We start from the raw sequence: 12,975 nt of genomic DNA, 5'->3' as shown, positions 1-12,975 counted from the left end.
CGGTGACGGCGGGGACCGCCGTCACCGGCCATCTCGGCCTCCCGGCTCGCCGGCGAGCGCTGTGTTCGCACGGTGGAGTCGGTGTAACGGTTTCGGCGGCCACGGCGTCTTACGGATATGAGTGACAGACGCGGTCGTTCGTTCTTGCGTCGTTGGCTGGCACCGGCCGCCATCGCGGGTGGTGCCGCTCTCGTAGTCGCCGGCGTCGTGCTTGTGGTCAACCGTGGTTCCGGGTCCGCGGGTGGTGGCCGGACCTCGCCCGCCAGCGAGCCGGTCGGGCCGGATCTGTTGGTGCGCAACGGGGACGAGGTGGTGGCGAGGGGTGTCGTGGTCGCCGCGCCCGGCCGGCCGATGGTGTTCTGCCCGCCGTTCGCGCAACCCGACATCGCGTCCCCGCAGCGCAAGGCGCCGGCATGTGCCGACGATCCCCGCGCGGTCGTCGTGACCGGGATCGACGTGGACCGGCTCAGCGAGCGGGACGCCGCCGAAGGTGTCTCGTTCGGCTACGCGCAGCTGCGCGGCGTCTGGCGGGACCGGACGATCGCCGTCACCGAGCAGCGTCCCTTCACCCCGGACGAACCCGCCCCGCCGGCCGCGGACGAGGTGCCCTGCCCGCGTCCGCCCGGCGGCTGGAAGCGCAACAACGAACTCCCACCGTTCGACGCCGACCGGCTCGCGGCTTATACCGAGCAGCAGCCGGACCGGTTCGGCGCGCAATGGGTCGTCTACGCCGATGCCGAGCAGGAGCGGGACGGGGGACCGGACTGGCCGGCCGCCAAGCAGATCCTCGTCGTCGGCGTGGTCGAGGGCGACCTCGATGACGCCCGCCGCGACCTGGCGCCGCTCTACGACGGGAACTTGTGCGTGACCCGCACCGAGCAGAGCATCACTCGCCGCAAGCAGGTCACCCGCGAGCTCGAGGCGTTGTGGACCAGCCATCCCGAGGCGGTCGTGGCCACGGCCGGTCTCGGCGGTCCGCGCAACCTGCCGGCGGTGGACCTGGTCGTGATGGACCAGCCGACGCACGACGTGCTGGCCGGGATCGGGTGGGAGCAGTTCGAGGTCAGCGCGGTGATCCAGCCCGCCCGATGACCGTAGCCCGCCCCGGGCGTCCCGGCTATTGGTCCGCGCCGGCCTGCGTGAGCAGGGTCTGGTACCAGGACGCGTAAGGCGTGTTGGTGGCCGGATAGTTCGCGAGCGGGGTGGTCGCGAGGTTCGCGGAGTCGAAGTCCCATCCGCGGACGAGGTGGCCGGTGCTGCGTGCGGAGACGATGAAGTCCTTCGCGGTAGCGGGTGCGCCGTAGAACAGCGCGCCCTGCTGCAGTTCGGCGGTGTCGCCCTGCTGGTACTCGTCGAAAGCCGTTTGCTGGTAGCGGATCCGGCCGCCGGTGACGCGATCGGTGGTGTAGCGCAGCGTGTCCGCGGGGGTGGGACCGTCGGCGGCGGCGTAGGTGTGGACGGACCTGGTGCCGCTGACCGAGGTGGACTTGTCGTAGCGCGGGCTGGACGTGGTGGCGTTGCCGCTCCAGGCGACCGTTCGCGTGCCGGTGTCCAGCGCGCCGTTCCATGTCCAGTTCTGGTTGTTGGACTGGCTGCGATGGATCTCGCGCACGGTGTTGGCGGCCGGGCTGGTGAACCGCACGGTGGGCAGGACACCGTTGTCGTACTGGTGACTGGCCGACCAGCTGATCTCGCCGTCCGCGCCGAGATGCCCGACGCGGTACCAGAGTGTGGTGGCGGTCTGCGACTGGTGCACCTCGACGAGCCAGCCGTTGTCGTTGAGGGTGACCGCGGGTGTCGTGCCGGTGTCGTAGTAGCCGTGCCGCAGCCAGGTGACGACTCCGTCGGCGCCGTAGGTGCCGGACCAGTACCACAGCGTGCCGTGGCCGGAGTCGTGCACCTCGACGATCTGGCCGTTCCCGTTGATGGCCACCGCCGGGTGGGCCCCCAGGTCGCGCCGGTACTCGAGACGGGTGGTCTGGTTGCCGGACAGCAGGGTGAGTACCCTGCCGCGCAGGCTGTCCACTGTGGAGCCGGTCGGATAGTTCGCCGCTTGGAGCAGCGTCGACCCGAACGCGGTCCGCAGCTCGCGGTTGAGCGCGGTCAGGTTCCCGTCCGCGTCGGAGTGGTTGTCGGTGAGGTCGTCCTTCAGGTCGAGCATGACCACCAGCGGCGCGTGGCCAGGATGGGCGGCCGACCAGGACGCGACCACGTTCAGCCAGTCCGCCAGCAGGTTCGATGCCGGGTTGCCGGCATGGTCCACCTGGTCACCGGGCGAACCATGACCGATGGAGTAGTCGTGGTTGGCGGCGTAGCCGTTGTCGTGTACGTCCAGCTCGACGAACCGGACACCGTGGTCGAGCTGGTAGGTCAGCGAGCCCTTCGCGCCGTCGACGTCGCCGGAGTAGCTGTTGTGCGTGGCCCGGAAGACGGCCGAGGTGAACGGCTGCGCGGCGGACTCGCCGGCACCGATTGCCTGCGCCGCACCAAGCCCACCGAGTACCAGGGCGACTGACGCGCACAACGCGACCACGGGACGAGAGCGACGACGGGGCATGGGAAGTCCCTCAGCTCGACTATGACGCACGGCCTCACCATCGTGCCCGGCCCGCGCCGCGGCTGTCTTCGGAATCGAGGCGACAACAGACCTTCGTTCCTCACAGTTGCCAGTAACCGCGGCGCACCGAACGTCGGTTGGCCAACCCGCGCAAGTCAGTCCGACCGCGTCGCCGAACGAAATTCACCACAGGTTCGGCGAAGGTCCCTCAGATGTCAGGCGGTGGCCGTGCGGTGTGCGGGGATCCGGCGGCCGGTGGTCGACGATGGCTGGTCGGGTGACTTCTCGCGGAGGGTGGCGGCTCGTCGGGCCGCCGCGGCTTCGGCCGCGAGCTCGGCGCGGCGGACGCTCGCGAGAACCACGCGGTTCGTGTCCATTTGATACGGACAGACCCGCGCGAAGTTGGCTCAGGTTCCGGTGGCGCTCGGCCGCAATGGCGGGCATCCGCGCGTCGCGTTGTCATGGGTGTACTCGAAGTGCCAGTACTCGTTCTCGTACTGGCGGCACCACCCCAGTGCGCGCCCGTTGCGTTCCACCCAGCGCGCCGAGGCGTAGGGCTGCACGTCGACCGCGATTCCCTTGACGTGCATAGACTTTTCCGGTGGCAGGACGTATTTCGCGGCCTGTTCCGGCGTGCCGAACCGACGGACGGCGTCGGCGAACTCTCGTTGCTGCTGACGCATGCTCCGCTTGCTGTCCTGCAGGCACAATGTGCCCCCTTGCCGCTTCGCCTCGGCCCGTAGCCGCCGCCAGGCGTCCAGGACGTCCGGCCGCAGGCCATCGGGTTGCTCGTCGACGTAGCGCTTGTCGAGCGGGCAGACCGGTCCGGTGTCTGCGCCCGGGACCTCTTCGAGGATCGCGGTCGGCTGACCGGGAATCCGTTCGTACGCGTACGGGAGCCGCCCGGTGGCGGCACCCAGCGCGGCCACGAAGGCGATTGTGAGCACGAGTGCCAGCGGTGCGCGTGTCGCCGTTCTCCCGGTCATCGAGGCGCGGGCCGGGAGCTCAGTGCCATGACAGTCGTCCGTGCGGCGCGCGCGATCAGCGCGTTGTCGTGGGGGGCGTCCGCCTCGTCCCGGCTGGACATGATCGCGAGCACGATGGGCGCGCGGCGGGGCGGCCACACCACGGCGATGTCGTTGCGCGTGCCGTAGCCGCCGGTGCCGGTCTTGTCGCCGACCACCCAGCCGGCCGGGATGCCGGCCCTGATGAGCTCGTCACCGGTCAGGTTGGTGCGCAGCCACCCGGTCAGCAGGGCGCGATCATCGACTGGCAGTACGTCGCCGAGGACGTAGCTCCGGATGTCGGCGGCGAAGGCCCGCGGAGTGGTCGTGTCGCGTTTGTCGCCCGGTCTCGCCTCGCTGAGCGCGGGTTCGACGCGGTCGATCTCCGTGACCCGATCACCGAGGTCCCGCAAGTCCTTCTCGAGCCCTGCTGGGCCGCCGAGCTCGGCGAACATCAGGTTGGCGGCGGTGTTGTCGCTGTACCGCACGGCCGCCGCGAGCACGTCGCGGAGCGGCATGCCCTCGCCGACATGTCGTTCGGTGACGGGCGAGTTGGGCTGGAGATCCGAGGCGGCGATGGAGATCGTGCGGCTGAGATCCGCCGGTGCTGCCCGCGCCAGCAGCGCCCCGGCCGCGAGCGCCTTGAACGTCGACGCGAAGGCGAACCGTTCGTCGGCGCGGTGCTCGATCGTCCGGCCGGACCCCGTGTCGACGGCATAGACCCCGAGGCGCGCGTCGAACTCGGCCTCCAACCGGTCGAGCTCGCGGACCACCGCCGGTGCGGTAGCCGGCGGGTCGGTCTCCCGCGCCGGAGACGTCGTGGCGCGCTCCGCTCGGGGTAGCGCGGTGTGCTCGTCGGCTCGGCAGCCGCCGAGCGGCACGAGGACGAGCACGGCCGTGACCACCAGGTAGCCGCGCCGGGCGGAGCCGAACCTCATCGCGTCGCCTTTCTCTCGCCGGGATGGCCGCGGAGGAGCTTCGCACCGGAAGACGGATGCCGTCCAAGACAGAAGTGCGGGAATCAATGCTCGATTGGCATAGTGTTGCGTCGTGGATGTCGTCGCGGCCTGTCAGGCGTTCGTGGCCGTCAGCGGATACGGCAGCTTCACCGTCGGAGCCGCAGCGGCGCGGATCCCGCAGTCCGTCGCCAGCAGACGCGTCGCGGCGCTCGAGCGGCACTTCGGCGCCCGCCTGTTCGACCGGTCTTCGCGCACCGTCACGCTGACCCCGTTCGGCCGGGAGCTGCTGCCGTCGGCCAGGCGTCTCGTCGAGGTCGCCGAGACCTTGGCACACGACGCCGAACGCGCCAGGCTGCGGCCGCTGCGGATGGCCGTACCGGCCGTGTGCGCGCCGCGACTGCTGGCCGGGCTCGTCGCAGACGCGCGCCGGCACGACCTCGTGCTCGACCTGCACCCGGCCGGACCGGCGGAGCGGGCGGAGAAGGTCCGTACCCTCGAGGTGCGCGCCGCGCTCGTCGCGGTGCCAGCCGACGAGGGGACCTGGCGCGTGCCGCTGGGCCTCGCCGCCCGCACCGACCAGGGCGCCGACACGGTCTACGTGGAGACACTCCGGGTCGTCCGCGGCGGCCGGGCCGCTCGCCGGCGGCGCATCTGGATCCAGCCGGAGGACGACGTGCCCCATGTCCGCGACCGCCTCACCCGGCTCCGCGACGCCCTCGGGCTGCAACCCGCCCAGGTGACCGCGGCGACCTCACTCGTCGCGGGCGCAGCCGAGGTGCTCGCCACCACCGACTTCCTGCTCTGCTCACCGAGTCAGGCCGCCGACCTCGGCCTGCACTGGCGGCCCATCGGCGAGCTGGACCTCGCCCGCGGGTATGACATCGCGGCCGCGCTCCACGACGACGCCGAGCGGATCCGAGCCCTCCCGCTCACCTCGATCGGCGGCTGCCTCGGCGCGCCGGCCGGAGGGGCGTCGTGATGGGCATGACCAGCGTCCTGCGCGAGGCCCGGGAAGCGCTGGACGACGCCGGCCTGCGCGGCTCGTTCCTCGTGCGTGACCTCGACACCGGTGACGAGCTCGGGATCGACGCCGACGTGACGGTCCCGGTCGCGTCGCTGGTCAAGGTCCCGCTCGCGATCGCCACCCTGGAGCGCGTCGAGCGAGGCGAGCTTGACGCCGCCACCCCGATCACGGTGCAGCCCGGCCGCGTCGGCACACCGGGACCGACCGGCCTGAGCAAGTTCCGGCACCCGGCCTCGGTCGCGCTCGACGACCTGCTCTACCTCAGCATCGCGATCAGCGACGGCACCGCGTCCGACGCGCTGTTCGCCCTCACCCCGCCGGCCGCCGTGACCGCGGAGCTGCGGCGGCTCGGGTTCGACGGCATCGTCGTACGCCACCTCATGGCCGACCTCATGCAGACGCCGGCCGAGCGGTTCGCGCCGACGGACACGCATCTTGCCCATTCCCTCGCCATCGAAGCGGCGAAAACAGGACGCGGCCACCCGGTCGCCCAGCTCGACATCAGCCGCGCGAACGCCGGCTCGGCCCGGGCCTTCGTGGACCTGTTGGCCGGACTGTGGCGGCCGACGACGATCCGGCCCGCGGTCGCGGCGCGGGTCCGCGAGCTGATGGGCGACAACCTGGTACGGCACCGGTTGACTCCCGACTTCGCCTCCGACGCCTCCCGCTGGTCGTCGAAGACCGGCACCCTGCTCAACTTCCGGCACGAGGTAGGCGTGGTCGAGCACGCCGACGGACAGGCGTTCGCCGTCGCCGCCCTCACCGAGTCTCGTGTGCCGGCGGCGACCCAACCAGGCGCCGACGCGGTGATGGCGCACGTCGCCCGCACACTCCGCGACCAGCTGCGGCTGTAGTGAGTGGAATTCCTCGCCAGTGCCCGCCGCGGCCATCCGGCTAGACTCCCGTCGTCGGTGGTGGACGAACGGAGACTGGTTTGGCGGACTGGGGCGATCTCGTCGCCTACATCAGGCTCAGCTATGACGTGATCCGGTTCGAACCAGACGAAGTGCGCATTCGTGTGTCGTTCGTCAAGGATCAGGACGACATTCTCGGCCGGCGGCAGATCATGGTGGTCGCGCACGAAGTCCTTGATCAGAAGGAGGACTGGGTGCAGATCGCCACGCCGTTCGCAATGGTCGATCAAGTCGACCTGCGCGAGGTGCTCACCGAGGTCGGGGACACGACCGTGGTCGGTGGGGTCGTGGTGATGGGTGACTACGTCGTGCTGCGCCACTCCCTGCCATTGATCAATCTCGACATCAACGAGTTCACGGATCCACTGGATCTGGTCGCGTCGGCGGCAGAGGACCTGGAGCGCCGCTTCACCGGCCGCGACGAATACTGATCACCGCTGACCAACCCCGGGGCGCCGAGCGCACCGAGCTGATGCCCCACGCATGAGCCGGGGATGGGCGAGGCTGGCGGACTAAACACACGTTCAGTATGCTGAACGTGTGTTTGGTGCCGAAGACCTGACTGCCCGTGCCGTGATTCGCGACCGGGCGCTTGCCCTGTTCGCCGAGCACGGGCCGGACGCGGTGACGGTTCGGCAGATCGCCGCGGCCGCGGGCGTCTCACCCGCGTTGGTCGTCCACCACTACGGCTCCAAGCAGGGGCTGCGGGAGGTGGTGGACGAGCATGTCGCCGGGCTTTTCGACGCGATGCTGTCGAGCGTCACCGAGGATCCCGCCCCGCTGGCGGAGGGTGGGCCCCGGGCCGTCTCGAGCTTCGCCGAGCTGCTGCGAGCTCACCTTCCCGAGGGCTCCGCGGTGCCGGCGTACCTGCGGCGGCTCTTGCTGTCCGGCGATGTTGCGGGCCGGGCGCTGTTCCGCCGCGTCTTCGACATGAGCACGGTGATGGTCGACCAGCTGGTCGCCGCCGGCATCATGCGGCCCACGGCCGACCCGGCGGTCCGCGCCGCGTTTCTCATGATCAACGATCTCGCCGTCGTGCTGCTACGTGACCACCTCGCCGATGTGCTGGGCGTCGATCCACTCGGCGAGGACGGGCTCCGGCGGTGGGCGACCGACGTGCTCTCGGCATACACCGAGGGCGTTTTCCATGGGGAGGAACGATGAGTGTCAGGACCGAGTCGGCCGCGGGACGTCCGGACGTCGGGCGACGCGGTATGTCTTTGCGCGGCGTGACGAAGGTGTACGGCACCGGCGACGCCGCCGTGCACGCGTTGCGGGGCGTCGATCTCGATATCGACTCGGGTGAGCTGGTCGTCGTGCTGGGGCCGAGCGGATCGGGCAAGACGACCCTGGTCAACATCGCGGGCGGGATCGAGTCCACCACCGAGGGGCGGGTGACGGTTGCGGGCGAGGACATCTCCGGGCGCAGCCCGAGGGATCTGTCCGGGTTCCGGCGCGACCACATCGGCTTCGTGTTCCAGTTCTTCAACTTGATCCCGACGTTGACCGCACGGGAGAACGTCGAGGTGATCGTCGAGCTGACCGGCAAGGGTGACCGGAAGCGCGTGCCGGCGTTGCTTGACGCCGTCGGGCTCGCCGACCGGGCGGACAACTTCCCCGCGCAGCTCTCCGGCGGTCAGCAGCAGCGCGTGGCGCTGGCCCGTGCGCTCGCGACCGAGCCCGGCATCCTGCTCGCCGACGAGCCGACCGGCGCGCTCGACCTCGCGACCGGCCGACAGATCCTCGCGTTGCTGCAGACGCTGCACCGGGAGGGGCGCACGGTCGTGATCGTCACCCACAACGCGTCGGTCGCCCGGATCGCGGACCGGGTGATCACCGTCGTGGACGGCCGGATCACCGAGACGAGGCGCAACGACAGCCCCGCCGACGCCACCGACGTGACGTGGTGAGCGCCGTGCGCGCCACCAGTCACAAAGCCGTCCGGGACCTGCGCCGCCAACGCGCCCAGGTGGTGGCGGTCGCCGTCACGATCTTGCTCGGGGTTGCGCTGTACATCGCCAGCGCCGGCGCGTTCCGCAACCTGAGCGGCTCCTACGCCCACACCTATGACCGGCTGCACTTCGCCGACCTGGTCGCCACCGGTGGGGACGCCGCGGACGTGGCCGCCGCGGCCCGCTCGGCCGGCGCCGCGGGCACTACCGCCCGCACCCAGATCGATCCGCCGCTGCTGATCGGCGGCACGAAGCTGCTCGGCCGGGTGGTCGGTCTTCCCGGCACGGACCGGCCGGCTGTCGACGACGTGGACGTGCGCGAGGGCGAATACCTGAGCTCGGCCGCTCCCGACGGCGTGCTCGTCGAGCGGCACGCCGCGGATACGTTCGGGTTGCACGTCGGCGACCGGGTGCGAGTGTTCGCCGCCGGCGGCTGGCATCCGGTGACGGTGCGCGGGGTGGCCGTGTCCGCCGAGTACCTGTGGCCGGCCCGTAGCCGCCAGGAGGTCCTCAGCGACCCGCACGCTTTCGCGGTGCTGTTCGTCCCGCAGCAGGTCGTCGAGCGATGGTCGGCGACCGGGCCCAACCAGACCCTGGTCACACTCCCGCCGGCTGCTTCCCCGCAGCGCGCCGCCGCGGTCGCGCGGGCGATGCGGGACGCAGGCGCGGTTGACGTCTCGACCCGGGCGGACCAGCCGTCCAACGCTGCGCTCCACGAGGACCTGGCCGGGTTCGACGAGCTGTCGGTGGCATTCCCCCTGCTGTTCCTCACCGCGGCCGCGGTCGCCTCGTATGTTCTGCTCGCCCGGCGGGTGCTGGCGGAGCGTCCGATCATCGGCACGCTGATGGCCTCCGGTGCGCGTCGCGGCCGGCTGGTGCGGCACTACCTGTTGCAGGGGCTGCTGATCGGGCTGATCGGTGCCGTGACCGGGGTGGTGCTGGGCGTGCTGGCCACTGGCCTGCTCACCCGCGGGTACACCGATGCGCTCGGCATCCCGGACACCATCGTCAGCGGGCATCCGGAGCTCGCGGTCATCGGCCTCGCGTTCGGCGTGGTCGTCGGCCTCAGCGGGGCCGCCGCGCCGGCACTGGCCGCGGCACGCACGGTGCCGGCCGACGCGATGCGCAACGCCACGGCGTCCCGGCTGCCCGGACGGTGGAGCCGGTTCGTGGCCCGCCTCGCCCGGCTCCCGGTGTCCACCCGCATGGCGTTGCGGGACGTGTTCCGCAGCCGGCGGCGCACCGCGGCGACGATGCTGGGCACCGTTTTGGCGCTGATCCTCGTGCTCGCCTCGGTCGGCATGCTGACCAGCCTGTCCGACGCGCTGGACGAGCAGTTCGACCAGATCCAGCGGCAGGACGCGACAGTCACCGCGGACGTCTCCACGAACGACCCGGCGCACGGCCCGGCGCACGACCCAGCGCACGACATCGTCCGGCAGCTCCGTTCCGCGCACGGCGTCGCCGCGGTCGAGTCGACGCGGACCGGGCCGGTGACCGCGGCGCACGGCGGGCACAGCTACGCCACGACGCTCAGCGGCTTCAAGCCGAACACCTCGATGCACGGATTCCGCACGACTGACGGCGGGTGGACCGACCTGCCGCCCGACGGCGTGCTCGCCGGAGCCGGCCTCGCCGACCAGCTGGACGTCGCGGTCGGCGACACGATCGTGCTGCGCACCGAGCACGGCATCGCCCGGGTACGGCTCGCCGGCCTACTCGACGAGCCGATGGGCACCGCCATCTACGCGACCAACGATGTCGCCGCAAGCGCGTTGCCGGACGCCGGGACCGCCACCTACCTCATCCGGTTCGCCGGCGATGTCGACCGCGACACCATGCGGCAGCGGATCACCAGGTTGTCCGGCGTCGTCGCCTACGCCGACTCGCACGCGGTCGTCGCGTCCGTCGACCAGTACCTCGGGCTGCTGTGGGCGTTCATCGGCATCATGATCGTGCTGGGCGGGATCCTCGCCTTCGCGGTGATCTACGTGACCATGGCGGTCAACGTCGTGGAGCGGACGAACGAGCTGGCGACGTTGCGTACCGCGGGTGTCCCGCTGCGCCGGGTCGCGAGCACCCTTGCCACCGAGAACCTGCTCGCCACCATCCTCGGCCTCCCGCTCGGTCTGCTGCTCGGTGTGCTCGCCGCACGCGGCTTCCTCGACTCGTTCGCGAGCGACCTGTTCCACTTCGACCTGCGGCTCGGCTGGTGGGCACTGCCCGCGGCCGCCATCGGCGTGCTGGCCGCGGCGACGCTGTCACAGTGGCCGGCGACCCGCGCGATCCGGCGGATGGACATCGCCCGGGTGGTGCGCGAACGCGCGACCTGACCGAACCGGTGGACTCCCCGCTCGTTTTTTCGATCCGCTCCGTGGCGTGCCCAGCCGCTGTCATAGTGCGGTATGGCCAAGTTCGGCGTGCTGTGTGTCTGCGTTGCCCTTGCCGGCTCCGCCGTCTCTCCCGGGGTCGCGCAGGGCGCGCCGGAGGACGAGCGCATGCTCAGCTACGTCGTCCGGGCGGAACTGGACGCCGACGGGATGTTGTCTGTCACGGAGGAGATCACCTACGACTTCGGCGCCTCCGGGGACGGTGCCATCCGGATGCTGCCGCGGTGGTATTCCCCGGCGGCAAGGGACGCACCGCCCGATGTCGTGCGGACCGTGGACGTCGATCAGGCCTCGGCCGCCCTGGATGGCCGGCCCGTGGCGGTCGCCCGGGAGCGGCCCTCGCCGGCGAAGATCGTGCTGCGGGTCGGCGAGTCGGGTGAGCGGATCACCGGCGAGCACGACGTCCATCTCCAGTACCGGATCGGGGGCCTGGTCACCAAGCGCGACGGTGTGCCGGTGCTGGAGTGGGATCTCGCGGACACCAGCGAGAATGTCCCGATCGATCACGCCGACGTGACGGTGACCGTGCCGGGCCAGGTCGGGGATGCCGACTGTCTGACCGGTTACGGCGTGACGGGTCGCGGGGGCAACCGGTGCACGACGACGGAGTCCAGCGGTTCCACCGCACACTTTGCCGTGGACCGGATCAGCAGCTACGACCGGATGCGCACGTCTGTCGAGCTACCGGGAAACGTTGCGGTGCCAAGGGAGAAGACGGAGGTCATGCCCGATCTCTCGAACGGAGAGGTGGAACGCGCGAGCGGCGGCTCCTTCTCCTGGTTCACGCTGGTGCTGCTGGTCGTCTTCGCCGGTGGCGCCATACGGTTCGGCGGCAGCCTGTTGCGGCGCAGGTCGTGAAACCTGGCCGGGCAATCCGTGCCGCAGCGATCTTGGGCCTAGCTCATCCGACGTGCACGGAGCTCCCTTTCTGGGCGGTGGGGTTGTCCGTGAGCCACGCGAGAACCTCATTGGCGTGTTGGTGGGGCGGGAAGGTCAATCCGGTGGCAGGCGTCGGCGAGGTGCTCAGCCATTGCCGTACCTCTCCGCGAGGTCGTTCACCTCCGCGAGGCCGATCAGGTCGACGAACTCGCCGAACCGGGGCAGCTCGCGGACGACGTCGACCGGCGTGCCGTCCGCGGCGATCCGGCTCAGCACCGACCGCACCGCGGACGTGGCGGCCAGCAGCGCGGAGATGGGACAGATCACCAGCCGGAAACCGAGCTCCCGCAAGCGGTCCAGCGGCACGGGCGGGGTCTTGCCACCTTCGGCCCAGTTGAACAGCAACGGCACACCGGCGAGCTCGGTGGCCACCGTCTCGATCTCCTCGTGCGACTGCGGCGCCTCGACGAACAACATGTCCGCGCCGGCCTCGCGGTATCGCGCCGCGCGGTCGAGCGCGGCGGCCAAGCCCTCCACGGCGCGGGCATCCGTGCGGGCGATCAGCACGAAGTCCCGGTCGCGTCTGGCGTCGACCGCCGCCCGTACCCGGTCGACCATCACCTCCGCCGGCACGACCTGCTTGCCCTCCAGGTGCCCGCAACGCTTCGGCGCCACCTGGTCCTCGAGGTGGATGCCGGCCACCCCGGCCGCCTCGTACTCGCGGACCGTGCGCACCACGTTCAACGCGTTGCCGTACCCGGTGTCCGCGTCCGCGATCACCGGCACTTCGACCGCCGAGCAGATCCGCCGCGCGCTGTCGACCATCTCGGTCATGGTCAGCAATCCCACGTCCGGCCGCCCGATCAGCGACGCGCTGACCCCGAAACCGGTCATGTACACCGCCGGAAACCCGGCCGCCTCGACCAGTCGCGCGCTCAGGACGTCATAGGCACCCGGCGCCACGACCGTGTCGCCCCTGGAGAGCAGTGCACGCAGCGACGCCGGCCCGCCGCCGGCCGGTCCGAGCAGCAGTGCCATCCGGCCGTCCTCCTTAGGCCGGCCGATGGCCTGCCCACCGGCCGTCGGTGTCAACCTAGCTTTCGCGCTTGCCGGGTGCACCGAGCCAGGCGAGTCCTGGCGAGCCCGCCGCCCGGCGCGTACCCGCCGGCCACCGGTGGAAACGCCGTGCTCGCCCGGCTCGTGTGTCGATCCGACGCACGTGGGTACGCGCATGCGGAACCGGACCGGACAGCGCGGAGGAGTTCGTGATGAGGGAGCAGGAGATCGTGGCGGCCG

General features: G+C 71.0%; 13 protein-coding genes. 8 read left to right on the top strand and 5 right to left on the bottom strand.

The annotated features are described in order from the left end of the window. Window positions 1–291: 291 nt before the first annotated feature. A complete protein-coding gene (locus VH969_RS15925) occupies window positions 292–1,092 on the top strand; it encodes a hypothetical protein (RefSeq protein ID WP_331974806.1) in 801 nt (266 codons plus the stop codon). A 25-nt stretch (window positions 1,093–1,117) separates the two neighbouring features. On the opposite strand, the gene VH969_RS15920 is transcribed toward VH969_RS15925, so the two are convergent. From VH969_RS15920 to bla, 4 genes are all read right to left on the bottom strand, one after another. Continuing rightward, a complete protein-coding gene (locus VH969_RS15920; protein ID WP_331974804.1) occupies window positions 1,118–2,557 on the bottom strand; it encodes a PI-PLC domain-containing protein in 1,440 nt (479 codons plus the stop codon). A gap of 215 nt (window positions 2,558–2,772) precedes the next feature. Beyond that, a complete protein-coding gene (locus VH969_RS15915; protein WP_331974802.1) occupies window positions 2,773–2,919 on the bottom strand; it encodes a hypothetical protein in 147 nt (48 codons plus the stop codon). Window positions 2,920–2,964: 45 nt separating this feature from the next. Then, window positions 2,965–3,486, bottom strand: coding sequence for a D-alanyl-D-alanine carboxypeptidase family protein (locus tag VH969_RS15910; RefSeq protein ID WP_331974800.1), 522 nt, complete (start codon window positions 3,484–3,486; stop codon window positions 2,965–2,967). 53 nt (window positions 3,487–3,539) lie between these two features. Beyond that, the gene (gene bla / locus VH969_RS15905; protein ID WP_331974798.1) at window positions 3,540–4,499 is read right to left on the bottom strand and encodes a class A beta-lactamase; all 960 of its coding nucleotides are present in this window, start codon (window positions 4,497–4,499) and stop codon (window positions 3,540–3,542) included. Between the two features lie 112 nt (window positions 4,500–4,611). On the opposite strand from bla, the gene VH969_RS15900 reads away from it, so the two are divergent. The 7 genes from VH969_RS15900 to VH969_RS15870 all read left to right on the top strand — a co-directional run bounded on the left by VH969_RS15900 (window position 4,612) and on the right by VH969_RS15870 (window position 11,658). Further along, entirely contained in the window at window positions 4,612–5,499 is an 888-nt protein-coding gene (locus VH969_RS15900; RefSeq protein ID WP_331974796.1) for a LysR family transcriptional regulator, read from the top strand. After that, window positions 5,499–6,398: a serine hydrolase gene (locus VH969_RS15895; RefSeq protein WP_331974794.1), complete on the top strand. Its 900-nt coding sequence runs from the start codon at window positions 5,499–5,501 to the stop codon at window positions 6,396–6,398. The genes VH969_RS15900 and VH969_RS15895 overlap by 1 nt, the downstream gene beginning before the upstream one ends. 80 nt (window positions 6,399–6,478) lie before the next feature. After that, window positions 6,479–6,889 carry a hypothetical protein gene (locus VH969_RS15890; RefSeq protein ID WP_331974792.1) on the top strand — a complete coding sequence of 137 codons (411 nt, stop codon included), beginning with the start codon at window positions 6,479–6,481 and terminating at the stop codon, window positions 6,887–6,889. A gap of 109 nt (window positions 6,890–6,998) precedes the next feature. Beyond that, entirely contained in the window at window positions 6,999–7,622 is a 624-nt protein-coding gene (locus VH969_RS15885) for a TetR/AcrR family transcriptional regulator (protein WP_331974790.1), read from the top strand. Next, a complete protein-coding gene (locus tag VH969_RS15880; protein ID WP_331974788.1) occupies window positions 7,619–8,368 on the top strand; it encodes an ABC transporter ATP-binding protein in 750 nt (249 codons plus the stop codon). Before VH969_RS15885 ends, VH969_RS15880 begins: the two co-directional genes overlap by 4 nt. Window positions 8,369–8,373: 5 nt before the next feature. After that, window positions 8,374–10,743 (top strand): ABC transporter permease, encoded by a 2,370-nt coding sequence (locus tag VH969_RS15875; RefSeq protein WP_331974786.1) that lies wholly within the window; start codon window positions 8,374–8,376, stop codon window positions 10,741–10,743. Window positions 10,744–10,815: 72 nt separating this feature from the next. After that, window positions 10,816–11,658, top strand: coding sequence for a DUF2207 domain-containing protein (locus VH969_RS15870; RefSeq protein WP_331974784.1), 843 nt, complete (start codon window positions 10,816–10,818; stop codon window positions 11,656–11,658). Window positions 11,659–11,823: 165 nt separating this feature from the next. On the opposite strand, the gene VH969_RS15865 is transcribed toward VH969_RS15870, so the two are convergent. Beyond that, a complete protein-coding gene (locus VH969_RS15865) occupies window positions 11,824–12,717 on the bottom strand; it encodes an isocitrate lyase/PEP mutase family protein (protein ID WP_331974782.1) in 894 nt (297 codons plus the stop codon). Between the last annotated feature and the right edge of the window lie 258 nt (window positions 12,718–12,975).

The sequence above is a fragment of the Actinophytocola sp. genome (assembly GCF_036555685.1).
In the GTDB taxonomy this organism is placed as follows: domain Bacteria; phylum Actinomycetota; class Actinomycetes; order Mycobacteriales; family Pseudonocardiaceae; genus Actinophytocola.
This window is presented reverse-complemented; position numbering and strand designations above follow the sequence as displayed.